Annotated in this window: 17 protein-coding genes; 11 read left to right on the top strand and 6 right to left on the bottom strand. The window is 62.5% G+C overall.

The genetic code is table 11. The features are described 5' to 3' along the window. The first annotated feature begins 1 nt into the window (after position 1). Positions 2-1,087: an NAD(P)-dependent alcohol dehydrogenase gene (locus tag IWY39_RS22410; RefSeq protein ID WP_107124577.1), complete on the top strand. Its 1,086-nt coding sequence runs from the start codon at positions 2-4 to the stop codon at positions 1,085-1,087. A gap of 78 nt (positions 1,088-1,165) precedes the next feature. On the opposite strand, the gene IWY39_RS22415 is transcribed toward IWY39_RS22410, so the two are convergent. The 3 genes from IWY39_RS22415 to IWY39_RS22425 are packed head-to-tail and all read right to left on the bottom strand — an operon-like array spanning position 1,166 to position 4,193. After that, complete coding sequence (locus tag IWY39_RS22415; protein ID WP_107124578.1) at positions 1,166-2,602, bottom strand: aldehyde dehydrogenase family protein; 1,437 nt, start codon at positions 2,600-2,602, stop codon at positions 1,166-1,168. Between the two features lie 11 nt (positions 2,603-2,613). After that, positions 2,614-3,435, bottom strand: coding sequence for a glutathione S-transferase family protein (locus IWY39_RS22420; RefSeq protein WP_229380632.1), 822 nt, complete (start codon positions 3,433-3,435; stop codon positions 2,614-2,616). Between the two features lie 5 nt (positions 3,436-3,440). Further along, entirely contained in the window at positions 3,441-4,193 is a 753-nt protein-coding gene (locus tag IWY39_RS22425) for a glutathione S-transferase family protein (RefSeq protein ID WP_107124580.1), read from the bottom strand. A gap of 238 nt (positions 4,194-4,431) precedes the next feature. On the opposite strand from IWY39_RS22425, the gene IWY39_RS22430 reads away from it, so the two are divergent. Both IWY39_RS22430 and IWY39_RS22435 read left to right on the top strand, forming a co-directional pair. Then, positions 4,432-5,100, top strand: a complete 669-nt coding sequence (locus tag IWY39_RS22430) for a glutathione S-transferase family protein (RefSeq protein WP_107124581.1) — start codon at positions 4,432-4,434, stop codon at positions 5,098-5,100. Next, on the top strand, positions 5,097-5,522 hold the full coding sequence (locus IWY39_RS22435; RefSeq protein WP_107124582.1) for an acyl-CoA thioesterase: 426 nt from the start codon (positions 5,097-5,099) through the stop codon (positions 5,520-5,522). Before IWY39_RS22430 ends, IWY39_RS22435 begins: the two co-directional genes overlap by 4 nt. On the opposite strand, the gene IWY39_RS22440 is transcribed toward IWY39_RS22435, so the two are convergent. After that, on the bottom strand, positions 5,523-6,152 hold the full coding sequence (locus IWY39_RS22440; protein WP_107124583.1) for a TetR/AcrR family transcriptional regulator: 630 nt from the start codon (positions 6,150-6,152) through the stop codon (positions 5,523-5,525). It lies immediately after the preceding gene. A gap of 84 nt (positions 6,153-6,236) precedes the next feature. On the opposite strand from IWY39_RS22440, the gene IWY39_RS22445 reads away from it, so the two are divergent. Genes IWY39_RS22445 through IWY39_RS22470 form a run of 6 tightly spaced genes read left to right on the top strand, consistent with a single transcriptional unit; the run spans position 6,237 to position 12,281 of the window. Further along, positions 6,237-7,361, top strand: coding sequence for an acyl-CoA dehydrogenase family protein (locus IWY39_RS22445; RefSeq protein WP_107124584.1), 1,125 nt, complete (start codon positions 6,237-6,239; stop codon positions 7,359-7,361). An 11-nt stretch (positions 7,362-7,372) separates the two neighbouring features. Then, positions 7,373-8,557: an acetyl-CoA C-acyltransferase gene (locus tag IWY39_RS22450; RefSeq protein ID WP_107124692.1), complete on the top strand. Its 1,185-nt coding sequence runs from the start codon at positions 7,373-7,375 to the stop codon at positions 8,555-8,557. A gap of 17 nt (positions 8,558-8,574) precedes the next feature. Continuing rightward, positions 8,575-9,336, top strand: coding sequence for a 3-hydroxyacyl-CoA dehydrogenase (locus IWY39_RS22455; RefSeq protein WP_107124585.1), 762 nt, complete (start codon positions 8,575-8,577; stop codon positions 9,334-9,336). Further along, a complete protein-coding gene (locus IWY39_RS22460) occupies positions 9,336-10,118 on the top strand; it encodes an enoyl-CoA hydratase/isomerase family protein (RefSeq protein ID WP_107124586.1) in 783 nt (260 codons plus the stop codon). The genes IWY39_RS22455 and IWY39_RS22460 overlap by 1 nt, the downstream gene beginning before the upstream one ends. A 4-nt stretch (positions 10,119-10,122) precedes the next feature. Then, the gene (locus IWY39_RS22465) at positions 10,123-11,286 is read left to right on the top strand and encodes an acetyl-CoA C-acetyltransferase (protein ID WP_107124587.1); all 1,164 of its coding nucleotides are present in this window, start codon (positions 10,123-10,125) and stop codon (positions 11,284-11,286) included. Beyond that, positions 11,286-12,281, top strand: coding sequence for an NAD(P)H-dependent flavin oxidoreductase (locus tag IWY39_RS22470; RefSeq protein ID WP_107124588.1), 996 nt, complete (start codon positions 11,286-11,288; stop codon positions 12,279-12,281). Before IWY39_RS22465 ends, IWY39_RS22470 begins: the two co-directional genes overlap by 1 nt. 3 nt (positions 12,282-12,284) lie before the next feature. Here IWY39_RS22470 and IWY39_RS22475 read toward each other — a convergent pair whose 3' ends face one another. Beyond that, entirely contained in the window at positions 12,285-13,892 is a 1,608-nt protein-coding gene (locus tag IWY39_RS22475; protein WP_107124589.1) for an alpha-amylase family glycosyl hydrolase, read from the bottom strand. Between the two features lie 457 nt (positions 13,893-14,349). On the opposite strand from IWY39_RS22475, the gene IWY39_RS22480 reads away from it, so the two are divergent. After that, positions 14,350-15,042, top strand: coding sequence for a CDP-alcohol phosphatidyltransferase family protein (locus IWY39_RS22480; RefSeq protein WP_026149547.1), 693 nt, complete (start codon positions 14,350-14,352; stop codon positions 15,040-15,042). A gap of 241 nt (positions 15,043-15,283) precedes the next feature. On the opposite strand, the gene IWY39_RS22485 is transcribed toward IWY39_RS22480, so the two are convergent. Beyond that, positions 15,284-16,117, bottom strand: coding sequence for a helix-turn-helix transcriptional regulator (locus IWY39_RS22485; RefSeq protein WP_107124590.1), 834 nt, complete (start codon positions 16,115-16,117; stop codon positions 15,284-15,286). 112 nt (positions 16,118-16,229) lie between these two features. Here IWY39_RS22485 and IWY39_RS22490 point away from each other — a divergent pair, with 112 nt between their 5' ends. Next, positions 16,230-17,111, top strand: coding sequence for a 3-keto-5-aminohexanoate cleavage protein (locus tag IWY39_RS22490; RefSeq protein WP_229380624.1), 882 nt, complete (start codon positions 16,230-16,232; stop codon positions 17,109-17,111). Positions 17,112-17,114 lie beyond the last annotated feature (3 nt).

Raw genomic sequence — 17,114 nt, forward strand, 5'->3', positions numbered from 1 at the left:
CATGGGTAGCATCGCGATCGACGCGGCGGTGGTGGAGGGGGCTGGCAACCCCTTCCGTTTCGAAAAACTGGCCATGGGTGCGCCTGGGCCGGGCCAGATCAGGGTAAGGCTCCATGCCTGCGGCATCTGCCATACCGACATGGTGATGCGCGACGGGGCGCTGCCTATCCCGTTCCCCGTCATATTGGGCCATGAAGGCGCTGGCGTCGTCGATACCGTGGGGCCAGGCGTGGATGGTGTCGCGCCGGGCGATCATGTGTTGCTCAGCTTTCATAGTTGCGGCGCGTGCAGCGCCTGCCACGATCATCAGCCCGGCTATTGCGCGGAATTTGTGCCGCGCAACTTTCTGGGGGTAACGCAGCCGGGGCAGGGCGCCATCTGGCGTGGGGACGAGCGGATCGGCAGCAATATCTTCGGCCAGTCATCCTTTGCCACCCATGCTCTTGCCCATAGCGACAATGTCGTGCGGATCGATCGCGACCTGCCGCTCGACATTCTGGCGCCTCTGGGATGCGGAGTGCAGACCGGCGCGGGGACGGTGCTGGAAACATTGCAGGTGCAACCCGGCCAGTCGATTGCGATACTGGGTGCCGGCGCGGTCGGCCTGTCGGCCCTGATGGCGGCGGTCATTGCGGGCGCGGGACGGATTGCGGTGATTGATCGCCATGCCAGCCGCCTTGCGCTCGCGCGCGAACTGGGCGCGATCGAGACAGGCGATGATCTGGCCGCGCTTGACGGACAGTTCGATCATATCGCCGATACCACCGGCGTCCCGGCGCTGCTCGGCCTTGCGGTCGATCGGCTGGCACAGCGCGGCACGCTGGCGCTGGTCGGTGCTTATCCGCCGGGCGGCTTCACGATCGACCCTTCATCCATCATGAGCATGGGACGACGGATTGTCGGCGTGGTGGAAGGGGGCATCGACCCGCAGCTATTCATCCCGCGCCTGATCACTTATTATCGCGAAGGTCGGCTGCCGCTCGAGAAGCTGATCAAGCGCTATGCCTTTGCCGATCTGGAAGCTGCCTTTGCCGCGTCGGAAAGCGGGGCGGTGATCAAGCCGGTAGTGTTGATGCTACAGGACTGACGGCCGCTCGCAGGAAGCGGCCGTCAGTCCTCGATCTTCATGCAGTGCGTGGACAGCGGCAGGACGCCCCGGCCACCATCAATCCACCGCCTCCGGCAGAGCGCCGATGACGGACTTGACTTCCAGAAACTCCTCCAGCCCGAAGCGGCCGAATTCGCGGCCATTGCCCGATTGCTTGTAGCCGCCAAAGGGCATGTCGAAGGCAAGGCCGCCCGCATTGACGAACACCGCGCCTGCCCGCAGGCGGCTGACGAACTTGCGCGCATGGGCCGGATCACCCGCAACATAGGCGCCAAGGCCATAGGGCGTATCATTGGCGATGCGGATCGCTGCCTCATCATCGTCATAGGGCATCAGCACCAGCACCGGGCCGAAAATTTCCTCACGCGCGATCGTCATGTCCGGCGTCACATTGGCGAACACCGTCGGGCGCACATAGCTGCCATGATCCATCCCGTCAGGACGACCAAGGCCACCTGTTACCAGCGTTGCGCCCTCGTCAATCCCGGTCTGGATCAGCGACTGGATGCGGTCCCACTGGCGCTGGCTGACGACTGGGCCGATATGGTCGCCCTCGCTTTGCGGATCGCCGACCTTCTTGGCCGCGAACATCGCCCCGACCTTTTGTGCCGCTTCGTCATGTTGGGAACGATGCACCAGCATGCGCGTCGGTGCGACGCAACTCTGGCCGCTGTTAAGCAGCACGCCGCCCACCCCACCGGGCAGAGCGATGTCCAGCGGCGTACCTTGCAAAATGATGTTGGGTGACTTCCCGCCCAGTTCCTGCGCGACGCGCTTGACGGTATCGGCTGCGTTCTTGGCGACCATGATTCCGGCACGCGTCGACCCGGTGAAACTCACCATATCGATGTCGGGATGCCTAGCCAGTGCCGTACCGACCCCGTCGCCATCGCCCTGCACCAGATTGAACACACCGGCCGGGACGGCAGCGGCGTGCATGATCTCGGCAAAGATCGCGGCGCAACTGGGCGCCTCCTCGGAGGGTTTGAGGATCATCGTGCAGCCTGCCGCCAGGGCGGGGCCAACTTTGGCGACGATCTGGTTCATCGGCCAATTCCACGGCGTGATCAGCGCAACCACGCCGATCGCTTCGCGCACCACCCTGTTGTCGCCAATTTTCTCGCTGAATTCATAGTCTTTCAGCGCCGCGAGCGACTGCGCCAGATGACCAAGACCCGACCCTGCCTGCGCCGTCTGCGCGATCGAGATGGGGCAGCCCATTTCGGTCGCAATCGCGCAAGCTATGTCGGGGATGCGCTTTTGATATTCCGCCATGATCCGCTCCAGCAGCGCGATCCTTTCCTCCTTGCTGGTGAGCGAGAAGGTTTCAAATGCGCGGCGCGCGGCAATCACGGCGGCATCGACATCGGCTGCGGTGCCAAGGATCATGTCTGTCGCGCTGGCATCGGTTGCGGGGTTCATCACCGCAATCGTGCGCCCACCCTGGCTGTCGACCCACTGGCCATCGATATAATGTTTGCATGTATTGGGCATGGGGCAGGTCCTTATGCGTGAAGAAGGCCAAGGTCGGCATCAGTGGCGGGCTTTCCCCATTTGTCGCGCGGCGGCATGGGGCGGTTGGTCCAGGGCGGATCGAGCGTGAAGCTGGAGATGCGGCGGCCTTCCGGCAGGCGCCCGTTGCCGCCACCCTGTGCATAGTCATAATAGAGCGTCATCAACTCATCATGGCCATGATGGCGTTGCGCAACGGGGTGCGACAGGCAGGCTTCGCGCCAGCGTAACAATCGGGTCAGGTGCTGCGGGATCTCATAGGCTTCATAATAGTCGAGAAACCATAACCGTTTGAACATGGGCGTGAAGGCGACCTCTGCCCAGCCAAACCTGTCGAACAGATAGTCGCTGTCGGGCGCATAATGGCGCAGAAAATCGTTCAGCCGCGCATATTGCGCATCGACTTCGGCCTGATATGCGTCGCGCTTTTCCCGATCGCGGTTCAGGATCATGCGGTATCCTGCCCCCGTAAACTGCCCGTCAGTCGCGCACAGCATCGCCTCGACGGCATGTTCATACGGGTCGCGCCGCGCCACCGCAGGATCGGGGAAGCGATCTTCGAAATAGCGCATGATGACCATGCTTTCCTTCAGCGTTTCGCCATTTTCCAGTTCCAGCGCGGGCAGCGACGTCGTGCCGCGCGTCTTGGCGAGCAGCCAGTCGGGGCGGGCTAGCGATATGTCGATCTCATGGTCGACCATGATGTCGTGCAGCCCTTTCAGGTCGAGCAACAACTCTATCCGCTCGGAAAAGGGGCAGCCGGGAATATGATACATGCGTAGTTGGCCGCCGGGCGGTTCGTCACACCATGCCATGGCCGTCACGCCGCCGACATGGCCGGGCGCGGCGGCATTTCCGTTTGCGATCTGGCGAACATCGCCTGCGTGGCCGGGCGGGCGTTGATCCGCTCGATCCAGGCAAGCAGATGCGGCGTGGCTTGCCCGTTAACGATATCGGCATGACCAAATTGCATCCCGTTCGCGATCGCGAAATTGCAGATATCGGCCAGCGTATATTCGGCGCCCGCCAGCCAGGGGCTTTGCGCCAGGCGTTTCTCCAGCCGGTCGATCGAGACGCGAATCTTGCGCATTTCCTCGTCCAGCACCGCCTGCGGGAATCCTGCGCGTGCATTGCGCCATTTGGCCTGCTGCTCCGGTATCGGGATATGCTTCAGCTTCTCCTCAAATTCCTCATCGCTCAACTTGCGCGCCATTGGGCCGATCATCCGTTCCCAGCCAATGGTGGATACGCACCAGCAGAAATATTCGTCCACCCATTTGGTCCAGACGCGCATCTCCGCGATCCCTACCGGGTCGGCCGGGCGCAGCCGGGGGGCATCGGGGAATGCGTCCTCCAGATATTCGCAGATCACTGTCGATTCGGTGATGATATGCCCGTCATGGTCGAGCGCGGGCACCTGACCGCGTGGATTGATCGCTTTGAACCAATCCTCATGATGCTCGAACCGGGTCGGATCGACGAAGCGGGGCGTGAACTCCAGCCCCTTTTCATAAAGCGTTAGCAGCGGTTTCATCGAATTGGCAGCCGGACCGAAGCTGTAGAGCGTCAACATGGCGGACTTCCTCACCTTGTGATGTGCAGCGTCTGTGCGCTTTCGCTGCCCGTGGTGCAGGGGCGGGCCAGCGCCCGCAAGTCGTCTGTCTATACTATCAGTAGCGCTACCCGGCGGGCTGGCGGTGGCCGCAACCTGTCACTGCCAATGATAGCGCCGCCACTCGCCTTGCCGGGACGGCCGCGCTTTGCTTGGGTGATGCACGAGCGGGCAAAGATCCCGCCGGGGAGAGAAGCGGATGCTCGAATTGCTGACGTCAGAGACACCCAATGGCTGGAAGGTCTCGATCCTGCTGGAGGAACTGGGCGTTCCTTACACGGTAACGCCGATTGCGCTGACTGACCGAGTGCAGAAGCAGGACTGGTATATCGCGCTCAACCCCAATGGTCGCATCCCGACGCTGATCGATCATGAGGCGGGCGATTTCGCTGTTTTTGAGTCGGGTGCGATCCTGCTGTATCTGGCGGAAAAATATGACCGCTTCATTCCCGCAGATGCACAGGCGCGCAGTCAGGTGATCCAGTGGGTGATGTGGCAGATGTCGGGGCTTGGCCCGATGATGGGGCAGGCAACGGTATTCAACCGCTATTTCGAAGAAAAGCTGCCGTCCGTGATCGATCGCTACACCCGCGAAAGCCAACGATTGTTGGGCGTTCTGGACACGCAACTGGCGACCCGCGACTATCTGGTCGGCGATTATTCCATTGCCGACATTGCCTGCTTCCCCTGGGTACGCGGCCATGATTGGGCCGGGGTGGAGATAGACGGATTTCCCCATCTTTTGCGCTGGTATGACCGGATCGCCAAACGCCCTGCGGTGCAGCGCGGACTGCTGGTGCCAGAACCGCCATCGGCGCAGGACATGGCGGAAAAGACCATTTTGCAAGGAAAGACCATCATCGCGTGACAGCATTTCTCCAGCGGACCGTCCGCATCGAATGGGGCCATTGCGACCCCGCCGGCATCGTTCACGCCCCGCGCTATTTCGACATTTTCGGCCAAAGCACCATGCTGCTGTTCGAACAGGCCGGGTTGCCCAAAAAGCGTGAGATGCTGGCGACCATGCCCTTTGCGGGCTTCCCGATGGTGGACGTATCGGCGCGCTTTTTCGTGCCGACCGCCTATGGCGACGATGTGCTGGTGGAAGCGGACGCGCCCATCTTCGGCAATAGCAGCTTCACCGTCGCGCACCGCCTGTCACTCAATGGCAGGCTGTGCGTGGAATGCACCGAAAAGCGCGTATGGACCATAGCGGATACGACCCGCCCCGGTGGTTTGCGCGCGCAGCGGGTGCCAGATGCGGTGCGCGCCCTGTTCGCCCCTGACTGATCAGGCCCGTGGGGCGAGGCCGCTGATCAATATATCGACCATCGAATCGGCGACCTGCTCGGCGCTGAGCGGCCCATCCGGATCATGCCAGCGCCCCGGCCAATTGAGCGCGCCCGCCAAAGTGAAGGCGGTCATGCGCACGTCTAAAGGCGCGATCGAACCATCGGCGATGCCATCTTCGATCAGCGCGCGCATCGACAGATCGATCGCCCGCTTGCGCGCGCGGAACAGCGCCGCACCCTCAGCGGAAAGAAATTCGTCGCCAGTGCGCACGACGCAGCGACCAAAATCGTCCATCATCACCAGTGCATAGCGGCGCAGGACGCTGCGCAACCTGGCAAGGCCGTCGCCGGGCTGCGCGCGCGCCGTATCCGCGGCAGCGCTCAGCAATTGCAGACCGCGCGTCACGCACTCGATCAGCACCTGCTCCTTATTGCCCAGATAATGGTAGATGGTCGGCTTGCTGATCCCCAGGCTCGCGGCCACGTCGTCGAGTGAGGTGGCGTGAAAACCGCGCGCGTTGAACATCCGCACCGCGGCCCGCAGCACGGCTTCGCGCTTCTCCTCACGATCGCGTTCGCGCTCCTCGCGCGATCGGAAGGGGGATGGTGCGGCGTTCGGTCGGGGCAAGCTGGTCTCCTTACCCGTTTCTCTTGACAAGAAACCGGTCGATAATCAATATACCCGTGAGTATATAAGAGACGATCGGGTTTTATGCTGACCGAAATCCAGACAGCCATCCGCGACACGGTGCGCAGCTTCGCGCAGGACGCGATCCGGCCGCATAGCGCCCGTTTCGAGGCGGAGGGCGGCTATCCGTCTGCTCTGTTCGAAGAGATGGCAGGACTGGGCCTGTGGGGCATGACCGCACCGGAATGCTTTGACGGTGCGGACGCCGACGCCGTATCCTACGCGCTGGCGCTGATCGAACTGGCGGCGGCGGACGGGGCATTGTCCACCATCGTGTCGATCCAGAACAGCATCCTGGTTTCCGGCCTGCTCAAGGATGGCAGCGAGACGCAGAAAGCGCGCTTCCTGCCTGATCTGATCGGCGGGCGGACGATCGGCGCCTTTGCCCTGACCGAAGCGGATGCCGGATCGGACGCCTCGGCAGTGCGCACCCGCGCGGTCAAGGTCGATGGCGGTTGGCGCATCACCGGCGCCAAGCAGTTCATCACGTCGGGCAAGATAGCAGGCGTGGTCATGCTGGTCGCTGTGACGGACCCGGACGCAGGCAAGAAGGGCCTGTCGGTATTCATCGTGCCGACCGACCGGCCCGGCTATAGCGTCGACAAGGTCGAACATAAGATGGGGCAGGGCGCGTCGGACACCTGCGCGCTGCGCTTCGACGATATGTTCGTCGAGGATGAGTTGCTGATCGGTGAGCCAGGGCAAGGTTACCGCATAGCGCTCGCCAATCTGGAGACCGGCCGCATCGGCATAGCCGCGCAATGCGTCGGCATGGCGCAGGCCGCGCTCGACATCGCGGTCGCCTATGCCAAGGATCGCAAAAGCTTTGGCAAGCCGATCATGGAACATCAGGCGGTCGGCTTCCGCCTCGCAGACCTGGCCACCCGGCTGGAAGCCGCGCGGCAACTGGTGCTGAACGCCGCACGGGTCAAGGATGCGGGCCAGCCCTGCCTGACCGAAGCGTCGATGGCCAAGCTGTTTGCATCCGAAGCGGCCGAACAGATCGTGTCGGGCGCGCTCCAGACGCTGGGTGGCTATGGCTATCTGGAAGAATATGGCGTCGCCAAAATCTATCGCGATGTGCGGGTATGCCAGATCTACGAAGGCACGTCGGACATACAGCGCATGGTCATCGCGCGCAGTCTTTGAAAGGAATGGATATGCAGGACGATCCGGTCGTCATCGCCAGCTATGCCCGCACGCCGATGGGCGGTTTTCAGGGCGTCTTGTCGCCCCTCAAGGCCACGGAACTGGGCGCAGCGGCGGTCAAGGCAGCGGTCGAGCGCGCGGGCGTGTCGGTCGACGCGGTCGATCGCATCTATATGGGCTGCGTCCTGCCTGCGGGTCTGGGGCAGGCGCCTGCGCGCCAGGCGGCGCTGGGCGCGGGTCTTGGCCTGAACACGGAGGCCACGACCGTCAACAAGATGTGCGGTTCGGGCATGCAGGCCGCGATCATGGCGCATGAGGCGCTGGCATCGGGCGCTGTCGATATCGTGATCGCCGGCGGCATGGAGAGCATGACCAACGCCCCCTATGCCCTGCCCAAGCATCGCGGCGGCGCACGGATCGGTCATGACCGGATCATCGACACGATGATGATGGACGGGCTGGAAGATGCCTATGAACCCGGCAAGGCGATGGGCGTGTTCGCCGAAGAAGCGGTGCGCGACTATCAGTTCACCCGCGCTGATCAGGATGACTATGCCATCCGTTCGCTCGAACGCGCCAATGCGGCGATCGCCAGCGGGGCGTTCGTCCGCGAAATCACGCCGGTGACAGTCAAGGGCCGGGGTGGCGACACGGTCGTCGATACCGACGAACAGCCGGGCAAGGCGCGACCGGACAAGATACCGGGCCTCAAGCCAGCCTTTGTCAAGGATGGCACGATCACCGCCGCCAATGCGTCGTCCATTTCCGACGGTGCGGCCGCGCTGGTAATGACGCGGCAAAGCGTCGCGACCAGGCAGGGGATGAAGATCGTGGCCCGCGTCGTGGCCACTGCCGCACACGCTTATGAACCATCCAAATTCACCACCGCCCCGGTCCCGGCTATGCGCAAGCTGCTGGAAAAGGCAGGCTGGTCGGTCGACGATGTCGACCTGTTCGAGGTCAACGAAGCCTTTGCCGTCGTCGCGATGATCGCCGCCAAGGAATTGGGCATCCCGGCGGATAAGCTGAACGTCAATGGCGGCGCGACGGCGCTCGGTCATCCGATCGGAGCGTCGGGCGCCCGCATCGTCGCGACGCTGATCGGCGCGCTGGAAACGCGCGGGCTGAAGCGCGGCGTTGCCAGCTTGTGCATCGGCGGCGGCGAAGCAACCGCGATGGCGATCGAACTGGCCTGATAGCAGGGGGTATAGTTATGAATATCAATGGTTTGCCAGCCATCGTTACCGGCGGCGCTTCGGGCCTTGGCAAGGCGACGGCGACGATGCTGGCAGCGCAGGGGGCCAAGGTTGCGATCTTCGACCTGAATGAGGAAGCGGGCAAGGCAGTCGCCGCGGAATTGGGCGGCATCTATGTCGGGGTCAATGTCGCCGATGACGCCAGCGTCGCGGCAGGACTGGATGTCGCAGAAGCAGCGCATGGCGTCGCCCGCATCCTGGTCAATTGTGCGGGGATCGCGCCTGCGGTCAAGACGGTGGGGAAGGAGAATGCGCCCCATCCGCTCGACACGTTCGCCAAGACCGTGACCGTCAACCTGATCGGCACGTTCAACGTCATTTCCAAATTTTCCGCCCGGCTCGCCGCGGCGGAGGAGATTGACGGCGAGCGCGGCGTGATCGTCAACACAGCCTCCGTCGCGGCCTATGACGGGCAAATCGGCCAGGCGGCCTATAGCGCGTCCAAGGGCGGTGTGGTCGGCATGACCCTGCCGATCGCGCGCGATCTGGCGCAGCACAAGATCCGCGTGATGACCATCGCGCCCGGCATTTTCCTGACCCCCATGCTGGAGACCTTCCCACAGCATGTGCGAGATGCGCTGGGCGCGCAGGTGCCCCATCCCAGTCGCCTTGGCAAACCGGCGGAATATGCTCAACTGGTCGAATCGATCGTCCGCAATCCAATGCTGAATGGTGAGGTTATCCGGCTGGATGGCGCCATTCGCATGACGCCGCGTTAATGGACGGGATTGCCTTTACGGTCGACGACGGGATCGGGCGGATCACGCTCGACCGGCCAGCGGCAGGCAATGCCATCGACCTGCCACTGGCGCGCGCGCTGCTGGCGGCGGCGATCCGGTGCCAGACCGACGATATGATCCGTTGTATCGTGCTGACCGGCAATGGGCGATTATTCTGTGCGGGTGGCGACGTGCAGTTGCTGGCCGGCGCAGGCGACAGACGATCGGACGTGCTGAGCGAGTTGATTGCTACCTTCCACGCCGCCGTTGCCCGACTGGCGCGCGCGCCCAAGCCGCTGGTCACATTGGTCAACGGCCCGGCGGCTGGCGCGGGGTTCAGCCTGGCCATGCTGGGCGATGTCGTGATCGGCGCGCGGTCGGCCCACTTCACCGCTGCTTATGGCGCGATCGGACTGACGCCGGACGGTGGCCTCAGTTGGCTGTTGCCGCGTCTGGTGGGACTGCGCAAGGCGCAGGACATCATCCTGACCAACCGCCGGATCAAGGCTGACGAGGCCGAGGCGATCGGGCTGGTGACGCGCATTGTGGACGACGAGGCGCTGGCCGACGAGGGATTGAAGGCAGCGGTTGCGCTTGCCGACGCTCCGATGGCAGCGCTGGCCGCCAGTCGCGCGCTGCTGGCTGACAGTTTCGAGACCGGGCTGGAGACGCAATTGGACCGCGAACTGCGCAGCATGGCGAGGGCAGGGGCGGGGCCGGAAAGCGAAGAGGGGCTGAGCGCATTACTCGCAAAACGCACCGCCAATTTCAGGGGAGTTTGATAGCATGGCAGAAGCCTATATTGTTGAAGCCGTCCGTACTGCCGGGGGCAGGGCGCGCAAGGGCGGGTTGATCGACGTACATCCCGCCGATATGGGCGCGGCCATTCTCAATGCGCTGGTCGATCGCACCGGCGTCGATCCCGCGGCCATTGACGATGTGATCGTCGGCTGCGTCAGCCAAGCGGGCGAACAAGCCTTTGCCTTAGGCCGCAATCTCGTGCTCGCATCGAAGCTCCCCGACAGCGTCCCTGCCGTGACCATCGACCGGCAATGCGGGTCTTCGCAGCAGGCGCTGCACTTCGCCGCGCAGGCGATCATGTCCGGCACGCAGGATCTGGTGATCGCGGCGGGTGCGGAAAGCATGACGCGGGTGCCGATGGGGTCCAATTACAAGCTCCACGCTGCCGCTGGCGTGGGTATCGGCCCCTGGCCAAAGAGCATCCAGAACCGTTATGGCGTTGCTGAATTCAGCCAGTTTCACGGCGCACAGGCGGTCGCCAACAAATATGGCTTCACCCGAGAGGAAATGGACGCCTATGCGCTCGCCAGCCATGCCAAGGCGGCAGCGGCGATCGACAATGGCGCGTTCAAGGCCGAGATCGTCGGGGTCGAGACTCCCGAAGGTCTTTTCGACATCGACGATGGCGTCCGGCGCGGTGGCACGATGGAGGCGATGGCAAGCGTCAAGACGCTGGAGGAAGGCGGGACGATTACCGCTGCCAATGCCAGCCAGATGAGCGATGGCGCGTCAGGCGTGCTGGTCGCCAGCGAAGCCGCGATCAAGCGCTTCAACCTGAAACCCATGGCGCGCATCGTCAATCTGACCGTGACGGCAGGCGATCCGGTCATCATGCTGGAAGAACCGATCCCGGCGACGCGGCGCGCGTTCGAGCGGTCGGGCCTCAGCCTGAACGACATAGACCTGTTCGAGGTGAACGAGGCGTTCGCGGCGATCCCGATGGCATGGCTGAAGGCGATCGGCGCGGACCCGGCCAAGCTCAACGTCAATGGCGGCGCGATTGCACTGGGGCATCCGCTTGGGGCGAGCGGCACCAAGCTGATGAGCACGCTGATCCACGCGCTCAAGGCCCGTGGCAAGCGCTATGGCCTGCAGACGATGTGCGAAGGCGGCGGTGTCGCCAATGTGACGATCGTAGAGGCGCTGTAATGGGGATCAGGACGCGCTTTACCGATCTGTGCGGGATCGAGCATCCGATCGTTCAGGGCGGGATGATGTGGGTTGGCCGGGCAGAACTGGCCGCCGCGGTCTCCAATGCGGGCGGCCTTGGTATATTGACCGCGCTGACCCAGCCAACGCCCGACGATCTGCGCCGCGAAATCGACCGTTGCCGCACGATGACCGACAAGCCGTTCGGCGTGAACCTCACCATCCTGCCGTCGGTCAACCCGCCGCCCTATGCGGAATATCGCAAGGCGATCATCGATAGCGGCGTGAAGATCGTGGAGACCGCCGGGCACAAGCCGCAGGAGCATGTCGACCATTTCAAGGCGCATGGCGTCATCGTCGTCCATAAATGCACGGCGGTGCGTCACGCCCTGTCGGCGCAACGGATGGGCGTGGACGCGATTTCGATCGACGGGTTCGAGTGTGCCGGGCATCCGGGCGAGGATGATATTCCAGGCCTGATCCTGATCCCCGCCGCTGCCGACAAGCTGACGATTCCCATGATCGCCAGCGGTGGTTTTGGCGACGGGCGCGGGCTTGCCGCGGCGCTGGCGCTGGGCGCGGACGGCATCAATATGGGAACACGCTTCTGCGCCACCTTCGAAGCGCCGATCCATGACAATGTGAAGCAGTTTCTGGTCGATAATGACGAGCGGGGGACGAACCTCATCTTCCGCAAGTTCCACAACACAGGGCGCGTAGCCAAGAACAGCGTGTCCGATCAGGTCGTCGAGATTTCACTGCGCGAGGACGCAGTGTTTCAGGACATCCAACCGCTGGTATCCGGGGCAAAGGGGCGGGTCGCGCTGGAAACGGGCGATCTGGACGCAGGGCTGATCTGGGCCGGGCAGGTCCAGGGGTTGATCCACGACATTCCGACGTGCGACGCGCTGATCAAACGGATCGTGAGTGATGCCGAAGCGATCATAAGCGGCCGGTTGAACGACATGCTGCGCACGCAGTTTGTCGCAGCCTGAACCTCATTGTTCGATCAGCAGGGCGGCATAGGGTGGCAAATCGCCCGGCGCTGCCCCGTTGACGGCCATCAGGATGCGCCCCGCCCCCACAAGATCGACCGGCCACGCTATCGCTTCGCGCGACAGATTGAACAAGCAGAGCAAAGACTGATCGGCGCACGTCCGCCGAAACGCCAGGCAGGCTTTGTCGGCCACGAGGATGTCGAGCGCGCCATGGCGCAGAGCCGGATTGGCCTTGCGCAGCGCCAGCACGGCGCGGGTGAAGTTCAGTAGCGATCCAGGGTCGGCTTCCTGCTGATCCACGGCAAACGCCAGATGATCGTCGCCATGGGGCAGCCAGGGTTCGACGCCCGAAAACCCAGCCTGCGCGGCGTCGGCCGCCCATGGCAGGGGTGTGCGCGCGCCGTCACGCGACAGGGTCAACGGCCAGTTCGCGATGGCTTCTGGATCCTGCAATCGCTCGAACGGAATATCGACCTGCGTGATGCCCAACTCCTCCCCCTGATAGAGGATGGCATTGCCGCGCAGCGCCATCAGCAGCGTCATCTTCATCCGTGCAAAGGCCGGGCGATCTTCAGGGGCGCACCATCGCGACAGGGCGCGGGGCGCGTCGTGATTTTCGAAGGCCCAGCTTGGCCAGCCCATATCCGGTTCGTCGGGCCAGCGATCGACCGTTTCCGCGACCAGCGCCGGGGTGAGTACGGGCGCGTAAAGGAAGGTAAAGCCATAGGCGCTGTTGAGACGCTTGTCCCCGGCAGTATAGGCTTTCATCTCCTCCCCGGCGAGCGCCCCGCCCACCTCGGCCACCGTGAAGATCGCGCCATATTCGTTGCACAATGTCCGGATGCGCTCGACAAAGGGAATGATGGCGGGGTGCGATTGGCTGTAGCGTTTGATCTGAAAGTCGAATGGCCGGGTGCGGGGGCTACCATCGTCGGGGGCGGGAGGATTGTCACGGAATTCGGGGTCGTGCATCGCATGATTGAGGGCGTCGAGACGAAAGCCGTCCACGCCGCGATCCAGCCAGAAACGCATGACATCCAGCAGCGCATCCTGCACTTGCGGATTGTGGACGTTGAGTTGCGGCTGGCTCGTTAGGAACTGGTGCATATAATATTGCCCGCGCCGCGCATCCCATGTCCAGGCCGGGCCACCGAACACCGACTGCCAGTTGTTGGGCGGGGTGCCGTCTGCCTGAGGATCGGCCCAGACATACCAGTCCGCCTTGTCGCCGCTGCGACGGGCGCGGCTTTGCGTGAACCAGTCATGCAGGTCCGAGCTATGGGCGAAAACCTGATCGATCGTGACCTTGAGCCCCAAAGCGTGGGCGCGGGCAACCAGCGCATCGAAATCCGCGAGCGTTCCGAATATCGGATCGACATCGCAATAATCGGCAATGTCATAACCAAAATCACGCATCGGCGAAGGGAAGAAGGGGGAAATCCAGATCGCGTCCGCCCCCAGCCGGGCAATATGATCAAGCCGCTGCGTAATGCCGTTCAGATCGCCAATGCCATCATCATTGCTATCCTGAAAGCTGCGCGGATAAATTTGGTAGAGGACCGCACCCTTCCACCATAGTTGGTCAGCATCATCGGCGGGATTTGGCATTATTGTTTCGCTCCGATCCGGACAGGCGGCAAATCGGCACCGCCGCAAACACGCCAATCTACACACCCGATATGACAGGTGAAGCCCGCTTGGCGCGAGTCGTGTATCGGGCGAATCCGCACCGGCGACCGATTCGCCTTCGTCCGCCATCCACAGTGAACGAAGGTGCGCAAAGCTTCCGCTACGGAAAGCTGTGCCGATACGGCAGATGCATATTTTGCAACCGCGAACAAGGCTTTCGCACTTGCAGCAAAGCGTGATTTGCCGGACATAGGGGGTGCCTTTCAGGCATCCTCTCCTAAACTTTTACGGGCTAGTCTTCGGATCGGCCCTTTTTTTGTGCGTTTCAGCGCTCGATTGAGCATGATCTGGCAGCAACACGTAATATAATCGTCATTTTCGACGACGGGAATGGCGGAGTGATTGTCACACCGTCATGCGTTCGTCATAAGGCACCATGACATTGCCCTCCGGCCCATCTTCTCCACCGATCGATCGTATCCAGCAAAATGTGCTGGCAGCATCCGAACGCCGCCTCCTCAACTGGCTTTGCGCCCGGATGCCGTTATGGGTGACGCCAGATCTTTTGACCGTGCTCGGCATGATCGGAGCCTTCGCCATTTTTGCCGGCTATGCCGCCAGCAGCCTGGAAGTCCATTGGCTGTGGCTCGCCATTGGTGGCTATGTCCTGCAGTGGTTCGGCGATTCGATGGATGGCAGCCTGGCCCGGTTTCGCAAGATCGAGCGGCCCTCCTATGGCTATTTTATCGACCATAGTTGCGACGGGCTGGCAACCCTGCTGATTTTGGCCGGGATGGGGGCCAGCCCCTATATCCGCATGGACGTGGCGCTGGTGGCGCTGGCGGGGTATCTGCTGTTGTCGATCCATGCCTATCTGGCCGCGCGCGTGGTGGGGGAGTTCAAACTGTCCTACCTGTCCGCGGGACCGACGGAATTGCGACTGATGCTGATCGGCATGACGCTGGCGATGATGGCGCTCGGCTATACGCCCGGTTGGTTCGGCGCGATTTCGGGGTTCGACCTGTTCGTCGGCATCGTTTCCGTCGTCCTGATCCTGCTGTTCGTCATTCAGACGCTGGTCACGGCAAAGCGTCTTGCGATCAGCGACGCGAAGGATGCGGGTCGGTAAGACTGTTTCAGCGGCGTGGCAAAGATTGTGCGCTTGCGTCATGCGCAGCGGTCGATCGCTGCTTCGCACGCAAAATCAACTCGTTCAGGCGCATTTCATCCTGAACGCCCGATGCAAACGCCAGGCAAAGCCAGTCCAGACACCGCGCCAGTAAAAGCATGGTTTCCTCTCAATTATCTTATGCCGGGCACCATAGCATAATTGCACGGCGGGAGAAGAGGCTTGTTGGTGGCCGATCCAATCAGGCGCAGACCGCATCAGCCTCTGCGACCAGCTGCGCCAGACGCGCTGCGCTGACATCATCCAGTGGCGCGAACAGCAATAGCCTTTGCCCCGGCGCTTCCTCGATCGCATAGCTGGTATGGCGGAACATGATTTCGCCGACACCGGGCATATCGGCGATGTTCGTATCTTCGAAATGCGCCATGATTTCCGATTCCTGCCAATATTGACGGAAAAATTCGGACTGATCCATCATGTCGGCAATGATGCCTTCAAAGACGTCGGGCTGGCTGGTGCGGCTATAATCCCATTTGAAGCGGGCGATCAGGCGGCGGCACATGTCGCGAAACTTGTCGGGATCGGCCCGATAGCGCGGATTGAGCATCAGGATACGGAACAGGTTGCGCTGATCGCGCGGCATCTGGCTGTAATCGCGGAAGGCGCGGGAGACCAATCGGTTCCAGCCAATGACCGTCCAATCCTCCACGATCACAAGCGCGGGAATAGACAGTGATTCCATGAGATGCTGCGTGCCTGCATGGATCGTCTCGTCGCGGCGGGTTGCCAGTGGCGGCGGGCGGTGCTGAGCCAGGGCGAAGAGAAATTCGCGCTCATTGGGACTAAGGCGCAGAGTGCGGCTAAGTCGTTCCAGCATCGGCGCGGATAATTGCACCTCGCGACCCTGTTCGAACCATGTGTACCAAGTCACGCTCATCCCGGCGAGCGTCGCCACCTCCTCGCGCCGCAGGCCGCGCGTCCGGCGGCGTTCGCCCGCAGGCAGGCCAACGTCGGCCGGTGCCAGCTTGGCGCGGGCGGCTTTCAGGAAACGCGACAATTCTTCCCGCTGTGCCATGCCTTATCCAGTTACTCTCTATAATGGGACACTCAACGGCCTTCTTGCGTGCCGTTTCCTCTGCAAGACCCCTGTTCAAGGGTCGGCGACATGCCCGACACAAGACAGGAGAGTGCGGTTGGCTGGCAAGCTATTTCTGACCTGCGCGGTGACGGGAAGCTCACCCATGCCCGATCATCCCAATTTCCCGTTCCGGCCCGATCATGTCGCGGCCGAAGCGCTGGCCGCGGCGCAGGCTGGCGCGGCGATCATCCATTTGCATGTGCGAGACCGCGAAACCGGCGATCCATCACAGGCGCTGGACGATTATCGCGAGGTGGTAGGCCTCATCCGCGCGAAGAATGACGAGGTGATCCTGAACGTCACGACCGGTCCTGGCTGCACCTGGATGCAAAGCGATGATGATCCCGCGGTCTGTGGCCCCGGCACCCTGATGTTCACGGCGCAACGACGGTTGGAGCATATTCTGGACCTGAAACCGGACATGTGCACGCTCGACATTTGCACCATGCAGCTTTGGGGCGGCGTCGCGATCAACCTCGACCCGATGATCACGACCATGGGTCATATGATCCAGGATGCCGGCGTCTTGCCAGAGATTGAATGTTTCGAGGCTGGGGACTTCGTCTTTGCCGACGATCTGATGGCCAAGGGCGCGATTCCGAAAAACGCGCCCTTCACCTTCGTACTGGGGACCAAATATGGTCTGCCCGCCACGACCGAAGCGATGCTCTACGCCAGAAACCAGATACCGCGCGACACGCCGTTCACGGGCTTCGGGGTCAGCCGCCACAGCTTCCCGATGGCGGCCCAATCGGTGCTGCTGGGCGGCAATGTCAGGGTCGGCTTTGAAGACACCATCTATCTGCGGCGTGGACGTTTGGCGGCTGACAATGCCGATCTGGTGCGCTGGGGCGTGGAAATGGTCGAGCGCATGGGCGGCGATATCGCCAGCGCCGGAGAGACTCGCGCAATGCTTGGCCTGAAACAATGAGGA

The organism is Sphingobium sp. JAI105, from assembly GCF_015752145.1.
Classification (GTDB): domain Bacteria; phylum Pseudomonadota; class Alphaproteobacteria; order Sphingomonadales; family Sphingomonadaceae; genus Sphingobium; species Sphingobium xenophagum.

Coding starts and splice junctions, on each gene's coding strand:
- IWY39_RS22420 (WP_229380632.1), bottom strand. CDS start 3,435: ATGGCATGGTGTGACGAACCGCCCGGCGGCCAACTACGCATGTATCAT.
- IWY39_RS22425 (WP_107124580.1), bottom strand. CDS start 4,193: ATGTTGACGCTCTACAGCTTCGGTCCGGCTGCCAATTCGATGAAACCG.
- IWY39_RS22480 (WP_026149547.1), top strand. CDS start 14,350: ATGACATTGCCCTCCGGCCCATCTTCTCCACCGATCGATCGTATCCAG.
- IWY39_RS22470 (WP_107124588.1), top strand. CDS start 11,286: ATGGGGATCAGGACGCGCTTTACCGATCTGTGCGGGATCGAGCATCCG.
- IWY39_RS22410 (WP_107124577.1), top strand. CDS start 2: ATGGGTAGCATCGCGATCGACGCGGCGGTGGTGGAGGGGGCTGGCAAC.
- IWY39_RS22445 (WP_107124584.1), top strand. CDS start 6,237: ATGCTGACCGAAATCCAGACAGCCATCCGCGACACGGTGCGCAGCTTC.
- IWY39_RS22415 (WP_107124578.1), bottom strand. CDS start 2,602: ATGCCCAATACATGCAAACATTATATCGATGGCCAGTGGGTCGACAGC.
- IWY39_RS22485 (WP_107124590.1), bottom strand. CDS start 16,117: ATGGCACAGCGGGAAGAATTGTCGCGTTTCCTGAAAGCCGCCCGCGCC.
- IWY39_RS22475 (WP_107124589.1), bottom strand. CDS start 13,892: ATGCCAAATCCCGCCGATGATGCTGACCAACTATGGTGGAAGGGTGCG.
- IWY39_RS22460 (WP_107124586.1), top strand. CDS start 9,336: ATGGACGGGATTGCCTTTACGGTCGACGACGGGATCGGGCGGATCACG.
- IWY39_RS22465 (WP_107124587.1), top strand. CDS start 10,123: ATGGCAGAAGCCTATATTGTTGAAGCCGTCCGTACTGCCGGGGGCAGG.
- IWY39_RS22430 (WP_107124581.1), top strand. CDS start 4,432: ATGCTCGAATTGCTGACGTCAGAGACACCCAATGGCTGGAAGGTCTCG.
- IWY39_RS22450 (WP_107124692.1), top strand. CDS start 7,373: ATGCAGGACGATCCGGTCGTCATCGCCAGCTATGCCCGCACGCCGATG.
- IWY39_RS22455 (WP_107124585.1), top strand. CDS start 8,575: ATGAATATCAATGGTTTGCCAGCCATCGTTACCGGCGGCGCTTCGGGC.